Here is a 17,109-nt window from a genome sequence, read left to right on the forward strand (position 1 = left end):
AACGGCCGATCTCCCCGTGGCGCTGCCCGGTGTTGATCGGGAAGGATGCTGCGGGCGGCGCGGCCGAGCCCCGTGCCGTACGACAGCCGACCCCGACGGAAACGGAGCGCACGATGACCTCTGCGGCCCCCCACGACCTCGTCGTCACCCAGGCCACCCTCGCCGACTGGCCGGTGATCAGCGGGTGGGCGGCGGCGGAGGGCTGGAACCCGGGGCTGTCCGACGGGCCCGCGTTCTTCGCCCAGGACCCCGAGGGGTTCTTCCTCGGCCGGATCGACGGGGAGCCGGTGTCGGCCATCTCCGTCGTCAACCACGGCCCCGACTACGCCTTCCTCGGCTGCTATCTCGTCCGCCCGGACCTGCGCGGCCACGGACACGGGCTCACCACCTGGAAGACGGCCCTGGCCCACGCGGGCAACCGGACCATCGGCCTGGACGGAGTCGTCGCCCAGCAGGACAACTACCGGCAGTCCGGCTTCCGGCTCGCCCACCGCACCATCCGGTACACCGGCACCGCCCCCGAGAGCGCGACGCCCGCCGGTGTGCGTCCGGCCGGGCCCGCCGACCTGGCAGCGCTCACCGCCTACGACAGCGCCTGCCACCCGGCCGACCGCCCCCGCTTCGTCGCCGAGTGGCTCACCACCCCCGGCCACCGTGCCGTCGTCCGTGAGGACGGCGGGCGCCCGACCGGCTACGGCGTGATCCGCCCCGGCCACGACACCCTGCGCATCGGACCCCTCTTCGCGGACACCGCCGACGACGCCCGGGCCCTGTTCGCCGCCCTCACCGACGGCGTGGCCGGCCGCGAGATCGCGATCGACGTGCCCGAGCCGAACACGGCCGGTGTCGCCCTCGCCGAAGCGGCGGGACTGCGGCCCTCGTTCGAGACCGCCCGCATGTACACCGGCCCGGTGCGCGCCCACGCCCGGGAGCGGGTGTTCGGCGTCACCACGCTCGAACTCGGCTGAGTCCCAGGCGGGGTGGGAGACCGTACGGTCCCCGTCCGCCATCAGGTTGCGGTCCTCGCCGGCACGGTGCCGTCCCCGGCGACGGGCACCGATCTGAAGGTCTCGTCACCGGCGTCCGGCGCCTCTGCCGCCGGCTCCGCACAGCGGCGCGGACGCCGCGGCTCACCGTCCGCCGTTATCGGCGCACCTCCGCGCCGCATGATCTCCGGCGGGGTGGGCCACGGCCACCGTGGCCGCGGGCCGCCGGGCCGGGAAGGCGTACCGGCGCCCCGCCGCGACCGTCGCGAGCGCCACCAGCACCGGCGGCAGCGCGGTCCACGGCAGGGCTGCGGCGCCCGCCGCGTCCAGCGCCAGGCCGCCGGTGAGGGAACCGGCGGCGATGCCCGCGTTGTACACCGTGGTCTGCAACGAGGTCGCCACATCGGCGTCGGCCGGACCCGACACCTCGACCAGCGCGGTCTGGATCAGCGTGGGCGCCCCGCCGAAGGCCACGCCCCACAGCGCGACCGCACCGACCAGCAGGGAGGACACCCCGGCGCCCAGGCCCAGGACCGTCAGCACGGCCGCGATCAGCGCGAGCGCCGCGAGCAGCGTGGGCCGCGGCCACCGGTCGACCAGCACACCCGTGAGCCAGATCCCGGCCACCGTGGCGGCCCCGAACACCCCGAGCAGCACGCCCGTACGGCCGTACCCGGCCCGCGCGGCGAACGGGGCCACGTACGTGTACATCACCTGGTGCCCCAGCAGCAGGAACAGCGTCACGCACAGCACCGGGCGGATCCCGGGGCGTACGGCGACCCGGCCGAGGGGCACGCGCGCGTGCGGCGGTTCGCCGGGGAAGCCGGGTACCCGGAGCCGCACCCAGCCCACGAGCGGTACGGCGAGCACGGCGAGCGTACCGAACGCGGCCCGCCAGCCCACCGCACCGGCCAGCGCGGTACCGGCGGGCACGCCCAGCGCCAGGGCGAGCGTGATCCCGGCCAGCACCACCGCGATGGCCCGGCCGCGCCGCTCGGCCGGCACCATCCGGGCCGCGTGACCGGCGAGCATCGCCCACAGCGTGCCGCCCATCGTCCCGGCCAGCAGCCGGGCCGCGACGGTGAGCGGGTACGACGACGACAGCGCGACCAGCGCGTTGCCCGCGGCGAACCCCAGCAGCGTGCCGCACAGCACCGCCCGCCGGGGCAGTCCGCGCAGCGCCGCGGTGACCGGGACCGCGGCCACGAAGGAAGCGGCCGCGTACGCGGTGACGAGGAAACCGATCCGGGACTCGGCGACACCCAACCCGGGCGCCATCACGGGCAGCAGGCCCGCCGGGAGGAGTTCGGTCAGTACGGCGGTGAACGCGGCGCAGGACAGGGCCAGCAGCCCCGACCACGGCAGGCGACCGCCCTTGACCTGGGAGGACAGGGTCATGCGACCATGGTCGAAGTCTGACATCAGTGTGAAGGTCAAGCACGGACCCCGGAGACCGCTATGCGGATCGGTGAACTGTCCCGCCGCACGGGCGTGCCCACCCGGCTGTTGCGCTACTACGAGGAACAGCACCTGCTCCACCCGGAGCGCACCGGGAACGGCTACCGCAGTTACCCGGACTCCGCGGTCGCCCAGGTACAGCAGATCCGGGGTCTGCTGGACTCCGGGCTCACCACCGAGATGATCCGGGCGATCCTGCCGTACCTCTGCGGCCCCGGCCGTCTCGTGCCGGCCCCCGAGAGCCTGCCGCCGGAGACGGCCGCCCTGCTGCAGGGCCACATCGACCGCATCCAGGCCCGCATCGACTGCCTGGCCCGCAACCGCGACCGGCTCACCGCCTACCTGGCGGCGGTACGGCCGCCCGCCCGGTAACTCCTTTGAACCTGCCCGGCTTCCGTGCTGAAGTGACGTCATGGATCACGCCGCGGTGCTCGCCCTGTACGACCGGGAGATGCGCGAGGGTGCCCGGCCCGACGGGCCCGGGGCGCGGATCGAGCGGGCCGGCGGGGTGGTGCGGCAGGTCGCGGACCCGACCGCCTGGAACGGCGTCCTCTGGTCCGCCCTGGACGCGGCGGGCGCGGACCGCGCGATCCAGGACCAGATCACCCGCTTCACCGGCCTGGACCGGGAGTTCGAGTGGAAGCTCTACGCCCACGACGAGCCGGCGGACCTGGCCGCCCGGCTGCTCGCCGCCGGGTTCCGGGCCGAGCCCGCGGAGACGCTGATGGTCGCCGAGGTCGCCGGACTCGCCCTGGAGATCGAGCCCCCGGCCGGTGTCCGCTTCGTGCGGGCCACCGGTCCGGCCGGCGTCGACCTCGTCGTGGACGTGCACGAGAAGGCCTTCGGCACCGACGGCACCCGGCTGCGGCACCGGTTGCTCGCCCGGCTGGCCGCCGACCCCGGCACGGTCGTCGCCGTGGTCGCCCTCGCCGACGGCGAACCCGTCTCCGCCGCCCGCATGGAACTGGTGCCGGGCACCGCGTTCGCCGGACTGTGGGGCGGCGGCACCGTCCCGGACTGGCGGGGCCGGGGCATCTACCAGGCCCTGGTCGCGCACCGCGCCCGTGCCGCCGCCGCCCACGGCTACCGCTACCTGCATGTCGACGCCCTGCCCACGAGCCGCCCGATCCTGGAGCGCCTCGGCTTCCACGCACTGAGCACCACCACGCCGTACCTGTACGGCAACTGACTCAGCGCCGGGCCAAGGCCCGGTCCAGTGCGGCCACGCCCACGGCCGCCAGGGCTATCTGGATGAGCCACTCGATCCAGTCCGGCCCCTTGGTGTCGGCGACCCCGACCCCGGCGGCGATCGCCGAGCCCAGCAGCGCGGCCACGATGCCCACGACGATCGTCCAGAGGACACCGATGTGCTGCCGCCCGGGGACGACCAGCCGGCCCAGTACACCGATGACGATGCCGATGACGAGGGCGCTGAGGATGCCCGAGACCTCCATGACCGTCCCTCCTCGCGGTTTCCGGTCGTTCAACCCGCTGATGTGGCATGTGCCCGCTGTAAGCGGACCCACTCCGCTCCGGTTGCCCCCGGACGCCTCTGTTCACCGGCCCTTCATGCCATGTACCTTTCAACCAATCGACGCGTGGAGAAACCTCAAACGGGTTCTACGCGCGCAGACTTGGGCGCCCGCACCGCCTCTCCCCACCCCTCATGGAGGTTCGACGGATGCTTGGATCGAGGAGATCCCGCCACAGACGCACCACCGCCCTGGCCGGCCTGGGGCTGCTGCTCACCGGAGCCGCTCTCCAGCTCGGGACCGGCACCCCCGCCCACGCGGCGACCACCCACCGCATCCTGTTCGACAACGCCCACGCCGAGACGGCCGGCAACGCCGACTGGATCATCTCCACCAGCCAGCCCGACCCGCTCGGCCAGGACTCCTCCCCGTCCGCCGAGACGGACTGGACCGGCGCCCTCTCCTCCTGGGGCGTCGCGCTGCAAAAGACCGGGAACTACAGCCAGAAGACACTGCCGTCGGGGGCCGGCCTCAGCTACGGCGGCAGCTCCGCGACGGACCTGTCGAACTTCGACACGCTCGTCCTGCCGGAGCCCAACGCCCCGTACAGCAGCGCGGAGAAGACTGCCATCATGACGTTCGTCAAGAACGGCGGCGGTCTGTTCATGATCTCCGACCACACCGGAGCCGACCGCAACAACGACGGCTACGACGCGGTCGAGATCTTCAACGACCTGATGACGAACAACAGCGTCGACTCCACCGACCCGTTCGGTTTCTCCATCGACTCGCTGAGCATCAGCTCCGACCACCCCGCCGCCATCAGCGACAGTACCGACCCGGTGCTGCACGGCTCCTTCGGCACCGTCAGCAAGAGCCTCATCGCCAGCGGTACGACCGCCACGCTGAAGCCCGCCGACAACCCCAGTGTCAAGGGCCTGCTCTACCGCACCGGTTACTCCGGCAACACCGGCGCGTTCTTCGCCACCAGCACCTTCGGCAGCGGCCGGGTCGCCTTCTGGGGCGACAGCTCCCCGGTCGACGACGGCACCGGCCAGTCCGGCAACACCCTGTACGACGGCTGGAACGACTCCGGCGCCACCAACGCGGCCCTCGCCCTCAACGCCACCGCATGGCTGGCCGGCGCGAGCGGCAGCAGCGGGGGCGGTGGCGGGGGCGGCGGCACCTGCACGGCCGCTCAGTTGCTGGCCAACCCCGGCTTCGAGTCCGGCGCCACCTCCTGGACCGCCTCCAGCGGCGTCATCACCAACGACACCGGCGAGGCCGCCCGCACCGGCTCCTACAAGGCCTGGCTGAACGGCTACGGCTCGGCGCACACCGACACCCTCGCCCAGTCGGTGACCGTCCCGGCCGGGTGCACGAGCGCCACCCTGAGCTTCCACCTCCACGTCGACACCGCCGAGACGACCACCTCGACGGCCTACGACACCCTGAAGGCACAGGTCCTCAACAGCAGCGGAACTGTGCTGACCACGCTGGCGACGTACTCGAACCTGAACGCCGCGAGCGGCTACACCCCGCGCAGTTTCAACCTCGCGAGCTACGCGGGCCAGACGGTGACGATCAAGTTCACCGGCACCGAGGGGTCCACTCTCCAGACGTCGTTCGTCATCGACGACGCCGCGCTCGACGTGAGCTGAGCCGGAAAGGAAAGGGGGTGGGCCGCTGTGGTCCACCCCCTCTTCTCAGGGGCGCGTCAGCCCGCCGGTACCGTCCGCTCCGGCGTGTTCCACCCGGAGACCCGCACACTCGGTGCCGAGCCGTGCAGGTCGGCCGTGCGGTAGGTGGCGGTCAGCGTCACCGACTCGCCCGGCCACAGGCTCACCTCGTTGTCCGACCAGCGCACCGGCAGCACCGGCCTGCCCTGCGCGTCCACGAGGTGGGCGTCCGTCAGCAGCGCGGGCGTGGTCCCGCTCCCGCTGTGGCGCAGGGTCACCGTCGTGGTCGACGTTCCGTCCGAGGAGCGGGTGGCCGCCGACGCCGACACGGGGACCCGCGCCATCGAGCCGAGCCCCTTGAGGTCGGCGTAGCCCGTCGTCGGCGTGTAGTACCAGGTGGTGCCGCTCCAGTCGAGGGTGTCGGCCCGGGTGGAGAGCCAGTACACGTTCCGGCTGACCTCCGTGCCGTCCGCGTCCGTCAGCACCAGCCGGAGCAGATACGTCCGCGCCAGCCCGCTCACCGAGGACGGCAGGGTGAGCGGAGTGCCGTGCGCGCCGTCCCCGTTCACCGCCACCCCGCTGACGGTCTTGTCGTACCGCTGGGTGCCGTCGGGGTTGAACAGCGTGGCCCGGGCGGTGAGGCCCTCGGCCGGGGCGTGCCGGTTGTTGACCACGACGACCGAGCGGTTGTCGTACGAGTACTGGATGTGCAGCGGTTCGTTGGCCTTCTTCGCGCCGAAGTAGGCGCCGTTCTGGTCGAGGAAACGGTCCGTCAGCTGCCAGTGCAGGGAGGTCCAGCCGCTGTTGAACATCCAGTGGATCACCCCGGTGGCGGGCCGGTCCGTGTCGGACGCGTTGCGTCCGTACGCCTCGAACTGGGCGCGGACGTTCTCGTACTGGGCGAGCTGCGCCTTGCGCACGTAGTCGGTGAGGCTCGCGGGGGCGCCGTAGCGGCCGGTGAGGGCGTTGTCGTAGATCTTGAGGGTGCCGAAGACGGAGGACGGCGAGCGGTGGTACTGCCGGGCGTCCGGGTTCCTCCACAGGGTGTCGAGTTCGGCCGGCGTCATCATGCGGCGCAGGGTGTCGAGGGTGGGGATGCTCGGGCCCGCGCTGGTTTCGGAGTTGAAGCCGGTGGCGCCGCCCTCGCGCTTGGCGTACCAGTAGCCGGGCGGCACCCAGTCGTAGGGCCCGGTCATCTTCATGCCGGAAGCGCCCAGCTGCGGTGCGGACGCCTCGGAGGCGGCGGGGACCACGGGGACGGGCCAGTCGGCGGCCCGCAGGGCGTCCAGATAGCCCCTCTCGATCTTCGCATCGGGGGCGGAGTCGCTGCCGATCAGGAAGGACAGCACACTCGGATGACCGCGCAGGCGGGCGGCCTCGGCGGCCATGGAGGCCTTCGCCACGGCATGGTCGCCGTCGCTCCACTTCTCCCCGGAGCCGCTGGGGTTGACCTCGCCCTCCCACTTGTCGCAGCACTCCCAGCCCGGCAGGGTGAGCAGGCCGTGGCGGTCGGCCAGGTCGAAGAACTCGTCCGGTTCCAGGTGGCCTTCCAGCCGGAGGGTGTTCAGGCCCAGGTCGCGGGCGTACTCCAGGCGGTCCTCGACGTAGGCGCGGTCCCAGCGCAGGAACTCGTCCGGGGACCAGCCACCGCCCTTGACCAGCAGCTTGCGGCCGTTGATCCGGAACTGGCGGGCCCCGTCGGAGTTCAGCGGGGCCTGGACGTCCCGGATACCGAAGGTCTCGTGCGCGGTGTCCGACACCGTACCGGCCACCCTGGCCGTGACGTGCAGGCCGTACAGCGGCTGTCCGCCCATCCCGGCCGGCCACCACACCTTCGGTTCGGTGAGGTGCAGGCCGGGGACGTCGGCGGGGGAGAACGTGACGGTCTTCGTCTCGTGCGCGGCGAGCGACACCGTCGTGCGGAACTCCGTCCCGCCGACGCTCCCGCCGACCTCCGCCGTGACCGGCGCGTCCGTGTCGTTGCGGGCCCGGGCCTTGACCGTGAGGTCGGCGGTGGCGAGCGAGGGGACGGCCAGCTTCGTGACCACGTGCGCGTCGCGCAGCGCGACCGGGCCGCCCCGGCGGACCAGGACGTCCCGGACGAGGCCCATGTTCCGGTCGGGCGGCGGCTGGAGCCAGTCGAGCCAGCCCATGGTGAGGTGCTTGTTCGGGTCGTTGGGCCGCACCCGGAAGGCGACCGTGTTCGTGCCCCGCCGGACCAGGGGGGTGATGTCCAGCTCGTGGTGGGTGTAGGCGCCGGTGACCTCCGAGGCCGGCGCCACCTGGCGGCCGTTGACGTAGACGTCGGCCGCCGAGACCACGCCGCTGAAGTCGAGGGCGGTGCGCGGGCCGGTGTCCTCGACCGTGAAGTCCGAGCGGTACCACCACGGGACCCTGAAGTCGGCCTGGGGGATCTTCCGCAGGTTCGTGGAGTGGAACGGGTCGGCGTACACGCCGTCGGCCAGGAGCGCAGCGAGGACCGTCGAGCGGGGGCCCGCCGGATACCAGCCGGTCGCCGGATAGCCGGGGGAGGAGACGGCGGTGGGGGAGTCGCTCACCTCGGCCGTGGACCGGATGGCGAAGCCGGAGAGCGGGGTGCTCGATCCGGCGGTGCCGGGGACCCGGGTGGCTTCGACGCGTCCGTGCGGTGCGGCAGGGCGCCGGTCACCGGCCCAGGCGCCGGAGGTCAGGCCGCCGAGCAGTCCGAGGACCAGGGCGGTCGTGGTGTACCGGCGTGCGAGGGCGGGGCGAGGGAACACGGCGGTCTCCAGCCTCGTAAAGTTAGGAAACTTTACTAACCAGGGTCACGGTAGGGCGCGGGGTGGGCCCTGTCAACGAGCCTCGCCGTGGTGGCCGTTGCACGGGTCGGCCATGGGGCCGTCGCGGCCCGTCGGCCGTGGTCACCGTTGCTCGGGTCGCGGTCGTGGTCGCCGTTGCCCGGGTCGGTCGTGGTCGCCGTTGCGCGGGTCGGTCGTGGGCGCCGTCGTGCGGTCAGGTTCCGGCCGTCCGGCGCTCGAACACCAGGTCCCGGGCGGTGTCCAGCGCCGTGGCCACCGCGCCCAGCAGGACGGCGTCCTCGCCGAGGCGGCTCGGCGCGACGCGGGGGCGCAGCGGGGTGAGCGCCTGCAACCGCTCCCGTACGGGCCGCAGCAGCAGGTCGACACTGTGGCCGACCCCGCCGCCCAGCACCACGAGGTCCGGGTCGAGCACGGCTGCCGCCGCCGCCACGGTGTGCGCGATCCGCTCTCCCTCCAGCTCCACCGCCCGCACGGCGGCCGGATGCCCCTGCCGGGCCGCGTCGAACACGGCCTTCGCCGTGAGCTGCCCGCGCATCCCGAACTCCCGGGCCGACTCCACCACCGCCCCTCCCGACACCGCGTCCTCCAGCCGCTCCGGCGTCCGCCCGCCGTGCCAGGGCAGGAAGCCGATCTCCCCGGCCAGGCCGTGCGCGCCCGTGAACAGCCGTCCCCCGACCACCACGCCCATTCCGAGGCCGGTGCCTATCAGGATGTACGCGAAGAGCCGGCTGCCCGCGCCGGCGCCGTACGTGTACTCGCCGAGCGCCGCCAGATTGGCGTCGTTGTGCACCTCCAGCGGCACGCCCAGCTCCGCCCGTATGCGGTCCACGAGCCCGGCCCGCCCCCAGCCGGGCAGATGCATCGCGTACCGCACCCGCCGCTGCTTCTCGTCGTACACCCCGGGCGCGCCGACCACGCCGTGCACCACCTCCGCCGGGTCCACGCCCGAGTTGGCGATCACCTGGCGGGCGGTGGTCACGACCAGGTCGGTCAGGGCGGCGGAGGCGCGGGCCCGGTTGCGTACGTCGGCCCGGGCGACGACCGTGCCGTCCAGGTCGACCACCGCCACCCGCAGCCAGCCCCGGCCGATGTCCACGCCGAGCGCGTACCCGGCGGCCGGATCGGGGGCGTACAGCACGGCGGTGCGTCCGCGTTCCGGGGCCTGGGTGCCGACCTCGTGCACCAGGCCGGCCGCTGCCAGCGAGGCCAGTGCGCTGGAGACCGTCGGCTTCGACAGGCCCGTCTCGCGGGCCAGCTGGGCGCGGGAGGCGGCACCGAGCGCGCGCAGCCGGTCCAGGAGCAACCGCTCGTTGGTGCTGCGCAGGCGACGGCGGCTCCAGGGCTGTTCCTGCTGCTCTTCGGCTTCGCTGGCGGGCATCGCACCATTCTCGTGCATGCGTGTCGCACACTTGACGACCTTAGTAAGGCTCCTTAACTTTGTCGGCCTGTCCGCCTCCGCCGGGTGCGTCGCGTGCCCGCCGCGTCAGGAGTCCCCATGTCCGGTAGCCCGCCGCCCCCGGGTGGTTTCGTCCGCCGCGTCGGCCTGTTCCAGGCCACCGCGATCAACATGAGCCAGATGTGCGGCATCGGGCCGTTCGTGACGATCCCGCTGATGGTGGCCGCGTTCGGCGGTCCACAGGCGGTCGTCGGGTTCGTCGCGGGCGCCGCGCTGGCGTTGTGCGACGGGCTGGTCTGGGCGGAGCTGGGGGCCTCGATGCCCGGCTCCGGCGGCAGTTACGTCTATCTGCGCCAGGCCTTCCGGTACCGCACCGGCCGCCTGATGCCGTTCCTGTTCGTGTGGACGGCGATGCTGTTCATCCCGCTGATCATGTCCACGGGCGTGGTCGGCTTCGTCCAGTACCTGGGCTATCTCGCCCCCGGCCTGGGGCGGACCGCCGGCGACCTGATCGGGCTCGGTGTCATCGCGCTGGTGGTGATCCTGCTGTGGCGCGGCATCGAGCACATCGCCCGGATCACCGCCGTGATGTGGGCCGTGATGATCGCCTCCGTGCTGCTGGTGATCGGTGCCGCCGCCACCCACTTCAGCCCACACATGGCCTTCACCTATCCGGCAGGCGCCTTCGATGTGATGAGCGGCCACTACTGGCCGGGCTTCGCCGCGGGTCTGACCATCGGCATCTACGACTACCTCGGCTACAACACGACCGCGTACATGGGTGCCGAGATCAAGGACCCCGGCCGTACGCTGCCGCGTTCCATCGTCTTCTCGATCCTCGGCATCATGGCGATCTACCTGCTGCTGCAGATCGGCACGCTCGGCGTCGTCGACTGGCACCGGATGACCGACCCGCACGACATCGCCTCCTCCTCGGTGGCCTCCGCCGTGCTGGAGGAGACCTGGGGGCGGGGCGCGGCCGACGCGGTGACCGTGTTGATCCTGGTCACCGCGTTCGCCTCCGTCTTCGCCGGCCTGCTCGGCGGCTCCCGGGTGCCCTACGACGCCGCCCGCGACCGGGTCTTCTTCCGCCCGTACGAGAAGCTGCACCCGAGGCACCGGTTCCCGGTGTTCGGCCTCGCCAGCATGGGCGCGATCACCGCCGTCGGTTTCCTGATCGGCCGCCACACCGACCTCGCGACCCTGATCCAGCTGCTCACCACGGTGATGGTCATCGTGCAGGCGCTGGCCCAGATCGTCGCGCTGACGGTGCTGCGCAGACGTCGGCCGGACCTGCCCCGCCCGTACCGGATGTGGCTGTACCCCCTGCCGAGCGTCGTCGCGTTCACCGGCTGGTGCGTCATCTACGGGTACGCCGACGACAACTCCCCGGGCCGCCGTCCCGTGGAGTGGTCCCTGGCCTGGCTGGCCCTCGGCTGTGTGGCCTTCCTGGTGTGGGCGCGGCGGGAGAAGGTGTGGCCGTTCGGCCCGAAGGAGACCGGCGAGGACATCGGCGGAGGCGTCGGCGATGAGCGCAACGCCCTTGAAGTGAGCTAGAGGCACGGACGTCGAAACGAACCTCCCCGGCCGGACCGCGATCCGCCGGGGAGGCTTTCGTTCCTGACCGGCATCATCACCGCGGACATCACCGTCCGCCCAGCGACCCCGAGGACCGGCCCGCCGTGGAACGGCTGTGGCTGATGTTCCGTCACGACCTGTCCGAGTGCGGCGGCGCCCTGCCCGCCGCCGACGGCCCCTTCCGCGGCGAGCGCGTGGCGTCCGCCTTCACCGGGCCCGGCTGGGCGCCGTACCTCCTCACCTGCGGCGAGCACCTCGCCGGGCTCGCCTTCGTACGCCGGTGCTCGCCCTGCACCCCGGGCCGGCCGGAGCTGTCGGCCACGGATCCCGGGGTGGTGCGTCGACAGGTCCGAGCGCCCGCGCCTCCTCGCGCACGGGCCGGGCACGCGCGGGCCGGTCCGCCCGGGCGGACCGGCCTCGCCGTTCTCTCCCTTCTTCTCCTCGATCTTCTCTTCTAGAGCTCTTCTACGGCCTGGGGGTGCTCTTCGCCGCCGTAACGGCGCATATCAGTCCGAGGACGAGGGCCAGGGCTCCGATGACGATGTTGTTGACGATCACACCCGCGTCCGGGCCGCTGCCCACGACCCATGGGGCGATGATCATCCAGATGCCCATGGCGCACATGGCCCAGCTGAGGCCGTACATACGTTCGGGCGCCCGGCTGAATCCCAGTGCCAGCAGGCCGATGGCCACGCCCATGATCAGGTTGTGCGTCACGAGGGCGGGCTGGCTCGCCGTGTAGTGCACGATCCACGGGGAGGCAGCGCAGTAGAGGCCGAGCAGGAAGACCGGCCCGTCCACGAGCGCCACATCACGACCGCCGAGCATGCGGGCGTAGCGTTCCCGCATTTCGGAGACATCGGGGTGGCTCGCTATGTCACCTCTGTGCAAGTTGGCCATGAGTCGTCTCCTTTGACTTTGCAGGCCAGACCGCTTCTGGTGCAGTGTGCGGTAAACGCCGCATAGTCCAGTTTGCCCTTATTTCATCTTTATGTGTAGGGGTGGGTGGGGGTGCGCGGCCGAAAGGGGGTGACATGTTCGCGCTGATCGGGGGCAGGCGGGTCGGTACAACACGTACATTCCGTCCGGGTCAGCTACGCAGGAGGTGGCCGCCGTCATGAGTGCGAGGGTGCTGGAGCGTTTTCCCGCCGGGGCTCCGCGTGGTTCGTGGCCCGCTGAGGAGTACGCGGCCGCCCGACGCGCCGAGGGAGAACCGGCGACCGTGGTGATGGATCTGAAGTCGGACGCCTTCCTCGTGGTGGTCGAGGGGCGGAAGGAGGACGGCGAGTCCTGAGGGGCGTCCGCTGTTGCGCCTTCGTGAAATCAAGGGTTCCTGACGCCGGACCGGTCCGGATCTCCTTGACTGCCGTCGCCGGCCGCTGCCACGATCGGCGGCATGACGATGCGACTGGACCTCACGCGGCGACGCCATGTCGACCTCGCGCGTGTCTCCAGCGCGTCCTGTCGCCGCGCGGTCTGATCCGCCCGCCGCGTTCCTTTTCCTCTTCCGGTTTCCCCCGGCGCGCCTGAGTTCCGGCTCCCCTTCTCCGCGCCCGGGATGCCGCGCGCCCGCGAATGCCGTCGTGTGCACGTCCTGTGGCAGGAGTCGGGAGAGGCCTGCTCTGATCGGAGACCCCACGTGTCCCTCACCTTCCACTGGTTCCTGCCCACCAACGGCGACAGCCGTGACGTCGTCGGCGGCGGTCACGGCACCCCGGCGACCGCCTCCGGCCGGGACCGGCCGCCGACCGTCGCCTATCTGAGCCAGATCGCCCGGGCCGCCGAGGATCTGGGGTTCGTCGGCGCGCTCACCCCGACCGGCGCCTGGTGCGAGGACGCGTGGCTCACCACCGCCATGGTCAGCCAGAACTCCGAGCGGCTGAAGTTCCTGGTCGCCTTCCGGCCCGGCTTCCTCTCGCCGACGCTCGCCGCCCAGATGGCGTCCACCTTCCAGCGGCACACCGGCGGACGGCTGCTGCTCAACGTCGTCACCGGCGGTGAGAGCCAGGAGCAGCGGGCCTACGGCGACTTCCTCGACAAGGACGCCCGGTACCGCCGTACCGGCGAATTCCTGGAGATCGTGCGGCAGTTGTGGGACGGCAAGAGCGTCGACCTGCACGGGGAGCACCTGCGGGTCGAGGAGGCGAGGCTCGCCCGGTTGCCCGAGCCGGTCCCCGAGGTGTACTTCGGCGGTTCCTCGCCGGCCGCGGGCGAGGTCGCGGCCCGGTACGCCGACGTGTACCTCACCTGGGGAGAGCCGCCCGTGCAGGTCGCCGAGAAGATCGCCCGGATCCGGAAGCTCGCCGCGGAGCACGGCCGTACCCCGCGCTTCGGCATACGGCTGCACGTCATCACCCGGGACACGTCCGCGCAGGCCTGGGCGGAGGCGGACCGGCTGCTCGCCGGCTTCGACGCGGAGACCGTACGGGCCGTACAGGCGGGCCTCGCCCGCAGCGAGTCGGAGGGGCAGCAGCGGATGCTCGCCCTGCACGGCGGCAGCCGGGAGAGCCTGGAGATCCACCCCAACCTGTGGGCCGGAGTCGGGCTGGTGCGCGGCGGTGCGGGCACGGCCCTGGTCGGCAGTCACGACGACGTCGCCGAGCGCATCAAGGAGTACCACGCCCTGGGCATCGACGAGTTCGTCCTCTCCGGCTATCCGCACCTGGAGGAGGCCTACTGGTTCGGCGAGGGAGTCCTGCCCCGCCTCGCCGCGCAGGGACTGTGGACCCACCCCGACGGCAGCCGGAGCGCTGCGGCCACGGCGGTGCCGTTCGCGGGCTGAGCGGAGCCGGTCCGACCGGTGAGGAACGGAGGCCGTGGACCACCGCCGGTTCGGCACGGCGTCCGGCGGCCGGCCCAGGGACCGTGGTTCCGCTGCTCACCGGCCGGCCCACGGACCGTCGTTGCGGCCCACCGCGTGCCGCACCCGCGCCGGCCGGGACGGCTGGCGGGTCTCTTGCAGCGGGGCGCCCAGGGCTCGCAGGTGTGCCGCACGGACTCGGCTGTCCGGCCCTGTACCAGCAGGAACAATCCCCTCCCGGGCGTGACGCCGGGCGCGGCTCGTCAGCGCCGTCGCCCGGTCGCCGCCGGCCACCACCGCCGCCGTGGTGGCCGCACGCAGCACCTCGTACGCCTCCGCCCGCACCGCCAGCCCCCCCCGGCCCGTACCTCGGGCGCCGGAAGGTTCGGCCAGGGCGTAGGCCCGGTCGCGGACGTCGGCTAGATGAATGAGTCCGATGTTTGTGCTGGCCGCGACCATGGCGAAGGGCGCCCGTTGGCTCGTGTGTGACTACCAGCCTGGACGCCCTTCTCGCGGCACTGTACGTGTTCATCGACGACCATGTGGCCCCCCGTCGCCGGATCGGGCGACCCCCGAAACTGACGGACGCCGAACTGCTGTGCCTCGCGGTCGCACAAGTGCTGCTGGGCTTCCCCTCGGCCCGGCACTGGATCCGCTTCGCCCACGCCCGGCTGGGACACCTCTTTCGCTACCTGCCCCAGCAGTCGGCCTACAACAAGCGCCTCAACGCCGCCGGACCGCTGATCAGCCGTGTGATCGAAGCTCTGGCCAGGCAGGTGCCGACTTGGAACGACGACCTGCGGCTGATCGACTCCACTCCGCTGCCTTGCGCCGCCTCCCGCGAGACGGTCAAACGCTCCGACCTGGCCGGCCACGCCGGATACGGCTACTGCCGAAGCCACTCCCGCTTCTTCTGGGGACTCCGGCTCTACCTCCTCACCACGGCCGAGGGCATGCCCGTGTCCTGGTGCCTGGCCCACCCGAAACTGGGCGAGCGGGAGGTGATGACCGCGCTGCTGGAGCGCGACCACCACCTCATCCGCAGCGGGCAGGTGATCCTCGCCGACAAGGGCTTCGCCGGGCGGGAGTTCGAAACGTTCCTCACCGAGCACCTGGGCGTCCACCCGGTGCGGCCGGACCGCAAGGACGAGCCGGTCCGGCACGGTCGCCTGGCCCGCGTCCGCCAGTGGATCGAGGCCGTGTTCGACACCCTCAAAGGCCAGCTCAGCCTGGAACAACACGGCGGCAGAACCCCGGCCGGAGTCTTTCGCCCGCACCGGCCAACGACTCCTCGCCCTCGCCACTGGCATCTGGCACAACTGGACCACCGGCGCCAAGATCAAACGATCTCTCATCGCCTACGACCACTGAGAACATCGGAGCGGCCCCACGGAGCCGCATGCGAAGCGGCTGGGCCGTCGAAGATCGCGCCTTTCCGATTCCGTCGAGTGGCCGCCAAAACGACTTCATGAGAGATTGAGAGCATGGTAGACACGCCGACTCTTCAATCATTCGGGCACGGGTCTATAACACAGAACGGTCGCAGCGCAATTGGCAATCGCATTGTGTCAATCATCCTCGCGGAATACAGTGACTTCCCGCCGCTGAGCAACACACATCCTAATTCCGCCGATTACTATTTCAAACTTACTACTGGTGGGCCAACATCACCACCCTTCTCGACTCGGGATCCGGTCAACCCGGCGAGTTTGTTTGAATACTTCCTAGAGAACAGCAACAACAGGTTTGTGCTAGGCCCTGCACTACTCGGCAATGTGCAGCTCGACCCTACCCCGTCAAACGATATCAGCGCAGAGCAGCAATTCGCTGACATACTGCGCCTCTTTTACGATGAGAGCAAAGTCAACGTTCTCGTCGGGAGTGACATCAACGAGGACGGCCAGGTCGGCCCCGACGAACAGTGTGCCCTGATAATCCGGAATATAACCGGGGCGTGGCCGTTAAATAGAGTCAACAATCCCGTGACGTTTGCTTTGCAGCCACGGGATGAGACTCTCGTGACGCGCTGTGCTGGCGTCGGACCTACCACGCCTTTCTATCAGATAGCCCATGAGATGTCTCACTCACTGGGCACGGTCGACCTCTACAATTCCGGAGTTCTGCCCTCCAACGCCAACAACATGCTTTTGACCCTGATGGGTGCTTACTCTTTTACGAGCGACGACCAGGGTACGGTGCACCTGGACATATGGCACAAGCTCGCGCTCGGGTGGGCTGAACCCCGCATATTCGATCTTTCGGTTCATGGCGAGACGCACGTGGACACCACGGCGGACGGCGCCGTGCTGCTATGGCACCCCACCCGCGAAGCGAGAGAGTACTTCCTGATCGAGCGCCGGGGGCCGGCTCTGCCGGGGCGGAAGTACGACGCGAGCTTCCCGGACGACGGCGTGCTGATCTGGCGTGTGCAGGGAGGGATGCCCACGCATCTGGGCGCGCCGTATCTCACTCCAGGTGGTCCCGGAGTGTGGCATGTCGGGCAGAAGACACCGCTGCTGATATGGAGCGACGGGGATCTGACCGGCGTCCAGATCTCCGTGACCGAAGCCGATGACGGCAAGCTACACGTGGCCTGGCATTCCCCGGTGACTCTGAGGAAGGATGCCGTGGGCCCGTTCGGCCCGTTCGTAAAGCAACTTCAGCGCTCCCTGAACGACCTCGTTCCTGGAGATCCGATCGCGATCGACGGAGTTTTTGGCCCGATTACGGAAAGTCGGGTTCGGGAATTCCAACGGCGCGCCGGAATCACCGATGATGGTGTCGTGGAAATGCAAACATGGGGGGCCATTACGAAGCTCGCTCCCAGGCCCGGTGACGCAGGCACACCGACGCTGCGGAAAGGTTCTCAGGGTGTGGCAGTGATGCGGCTTCAGCAGCTCCTCAACGAGCGCACTCCGGATTTGGCTCCGATCGCAGTCGAC

The 17,109-nt window shown here is 71.0% G+C and carries 15 protein-coding genes and 1 pseudogene; 11 read left to right on the forward strand and 5 right to left on the reverse strand.

What is annotated here, in order from left to right; translation table 11 throughout:
• Window positions 1-113: 113 nt before the first annotated feature.
• Window positions 114-968, forward strand: a complete 855-nt coding sequence (locus ACZ4U1_RS16190) for a GNAT family N-acetyltransferase (protein ID WP_467903691.1) — start codon at window positions 114-116, stop codon at window positions 966-968.
• A gap of 162 nt (window positions 969-1,130) precedes the next feature.
• Here ACZ4U1_RS16190 and ACZ4U1_RS16195 read toward each other — a convergent pair whose 3' ends face one another.
• Window positions 1,131-2,384 (reverse strand): MFS transporter, encoded by a 1,254-nt coding sequence (locus tag ACZ4U1_RS16195; RefSeq protein WP_467903692.1) that lies wholly within the window; start codon window positions 2,382-2,384, stop codon window positions 1,131-1,133.
• 60 nt (window positions 2,385-2,444) lie between these two features.
• On the opposite strand from ACZ4U1_RS16195, the gene ACZ4U1_RS16200 reads away from it, so the two are divergent.
• Window positions 2,445-2,816: a MerR family transcriptional regulator gene (locus ACZ4U1_RS16200; protein WP_467903694.1), complete on the forward strand. Its 372-nt coding sequence runs from the start codon at window positions 2,445-2,447 to the stop codon at window positions 2,814-2,816.
• A 40-nt stretch (window positions 2,817-2,856) separates the two neighbouring features.
• Complete coding sequence (locus ACZ4U1_RS16205) at window positions 2,857-3,633, forward strand: GNAT family N-acetyltransferase (protein WP_467903696.1); 777 nt, start codon at window positions 2,857-2,859, stop codon at window positions 3,631-3,633.
• A 1-nt stretch (window position 3,634) separates the two neighbouring features.
• Here ACZ4U1_RS16205 and ACZ4U1_RS16210 read toward each other — a convergent pair whose 3' ends face one another.
• Window positions 3,635-3,898 (reverse strand): GlsB/YeaQ/YmgE family stress response membrane protein, encoded by a 264-nt coding sequence (locus tag ACZ4U1_RS16210; protein WP_467903697.1) that lies wholly within the window; start codon window positions 3,896-3,898, stop codon window positions 3,635-3,637.
• 227 nt (window positions 3,899-4,125) lie between these two features.
• Here ACZ4U1_RS16210 and ACZ4U1_RS16215 point away from each other — a divergent pair, with 227 nt between their 5' ends.
• A complete protein-coding gene (locus ACZ4U1_RS16215; protein ID WP_467903699.1) occupies window positions 4,126-5,577 on the forward strand; it encodes a hydrolase in 1,452 nt (483 codons plus the stop codon).
• Between the two features lie 56 nt (window positions 5,578-5,633).
• On the opposite strand, the gene ACZ4U1_RS16220 is transcribed toward ACZ4U1_RS16215, so the two are convergent.
• Entirely contained in the window at window positions 5,634-8,354 is a 2,721-nt protein-coding gene (locus tag ACZ4U1_RS16220) for a glycoside hydrolase family 2 protein (protein ID WP_467903701.1), read from the reverse strand.
• 232 nt (window positions 8,355-8,586) lie between these two features.
• Complete coding sequence (locus ACZ4U1_RS16225; protein ID WP_467903702.1) at window positions 8,587-9,771, reverse strand: ROK family protein; 1,185 nt, start codon at window positions 9,769-9,771, stop codon at window positions 8,587-8,589.
• A gap of 117 nt (window positions 9,772-9,888) precedes the next feature.
• Between ACZ4U1_RS16225 and ACZ4U1_RS16230 the strand changes: the two genes are divergently transcribed.
• Complete coding sequence (locus ACZ4U1_RS16230) at window positions 9,889-11,346, forward strand: APC family permease (protein WP_467903704.1); 1,458 nt, start codon at window positions 9,889-9,891, stop codon at window positions 11,344-11,346.
• A 125-nt stretch (window positions 11,347-11,471) separates the two neighbouring features.
• Complete coding sequence (locus tag ACZ4U1_RS16235) at window positions 11,472-11,825, forward strand: hypothetical protein (RefSeq protein ID WP_467903706.1); 354 nt, start codon at window positions 11,472-11,474, stop codon at window positions 11,823-11,825.
• A 7-nt stretch (window positions 11,826-11,832) separates the two neighbouring features.
• On the opposite strand, the gene ACZ4U1_RS16240 is transcribed toward ACZ4U1_RS16235, so the two are convergent.
• Window positions 11,833-12,267 carry an SPW repeat protein gene (locus ACZ4U1_RS16240; RefSeq protein WP_467903707.1) on the reverse strand — a complete coding sequence of 145 codons (435 nt, stop codon included), beginning with the start codon at window positions 12,265-12,267 and terminating at the stop codon, window positions 11,833-11,835.
• 217 nt (window positions 12,268-12,484) lie between these two features.
• On the opposite strand from ACZ4U1_RS16240, the gene ACZ4U1_RS16245 reads away from it, so the two are divergent.
• The 5 genes and pseudogenes from ACZ4U1_RS16245 to ACZ4U1_RS16265 form a co-directional block, all read left to right on the forward strand.
• The gene (locus ACZ4U1_RS16245) at window positions 12,485-12,661 is read left to right on the forward strand and encodes a hypothetical protein (RefSeq protein ID WP_467903709.1); all 177 of its coding nucleotides are present in this window, start codon (window positions 12,485-12,487) and stop codon (window positions 12,659-12,661) included.
• A 108-nt stretch (window positions 12,662-12,769) separates the two neighbouring features.
• The gene (locus ACZ4U1_RS16250) at window positions 12,770-12,847 is read left to right on the forward strand and encodes a putative leader peptide (RefSeq protein ID WP_391140215.1); all 78 of its coding nucleotides are present in this window, start codon (window positions 12,770-12,772) and stop codon (window positions 12,845-12,847) included.
• A 159-nt stretch (window positions 12,848-13,006) separates the two neighbouring features.
• Window positions 13,007-14,149, forward strand: a complete 1,143-nt coding sequence (locus ACZ4U1_RS16255) for an LLM class flavin-dependent oxidoreductase (RefSeq protein ID WP_467903711.1) — start codon at window positions 13,007-13,009, stop codon at window positions 14,147-14,149.
• Between the two features lie 503 nt (window positions 14,150-14,652).
• A pseudogene (locus ACZ4U1_RS16260) lies at window positions 14,653-15,538 on the forward strand (IS982 family transposase).
• 194 nt (window positions 15,539-15,732) lie between these two features.
• Window positions 15,733-17,109, forward strand: a 1,377-nt coding sequence (locus ACZ4U1_RS16265; RefSeq protein ID WP_467903713.1) for a peptidoglycan-binding protein, incomplete at its 3' end; no start/stop codon positions are given.

The organism is Streptomyces sp. NPDC028928, assembly GCF_055564915.1.

Excerpts from the sequence above, each read along its gene's own strand:
- ACZ4U1_RS16245 (WP_467903709.1), top strand. The coding sequence starts at position 12,485 with ATGAGTGCGAGGGTGCTGGAGCGTTTTCCCGCCGGGGCTCCGCGTGGT.
- ACZ4U1_RS16250 (WP_391140215.1), top strand. The coding sequence starts at position 12,770 with ATGCGACTGGACCTCACGCGGCGACGCCATGTCGACCTCGCGCGTGTC.
- ACZ4U1_RS16200 (WP_467903694.1), top strand. The coding sequence starts at position 2,445 with ATGCGGATCGGTGAACTGTCCCGCCGCACGGGCGTGCCCACCCGGCTG.
- ACZ4U1_RS16205 (WP_467903696.1), top strand. The coding sequence starts at position 2,857 with ATGGATCACGCCGCGGTGCTCGCCCTGTACGACCGGGAGATGCGCGAG.
- ACZ4U1_RS16240 (WP_467903707.1), bottom strand. The coding sequence starts at position 12,267 with ATGGCCAACTTGCACAGAGGTGACATAGCGAGCCACCCCGATGTCTCC.
- ACZ4U1_RS16190 (WP_467903691.1), top strand. The coding sequence starts at position 114 with ATGACCTCTGCGGCCCCCCACGACCTCGTCGTCACCCAGGCCACCCTC.
- ACZ4U1_RS16210 (WP_467903697.1), bottom strand. The coding sequence starts at position 3,898 with ATGGAGGTCTCGGGCATCCTCAGCGCCCTCGTCATCGGCATCGTCATC.
- ACZ4U1_RS16195 (WP_467903692.1), bottom strand. The coding sequence starts at position 2,384 with ATGACCCTGTCCTCCCAGGTCAAGGGCGGTCGCCTGCCGTGGTCGGGG.
- ACZ4U1_RS16215 (WP_467903699.1), top strand. The coding sequence starts at position 4,126 with ATGCTTGGATCGAGGAGATCCCGCCACAGACGCACCACCGCCCTGGCC.
- ACZ4U1_RS16225 (WP_467903702.1), bottom strand. The coding sequence starts at position 9,771 with ATGCCCGCCAGCGAAGCCGAAGAGCAGCAGGAACAGCCCTGGAGCCGC.
- ACZ4U1_RS16230 (WP_467903704.1), top strand. The coding sequence starts at position 9,889 with ATGTCCGGTAGCCCGCCGCCCCCGGGTGGTTTCGTCCGCCGCGTCGGC.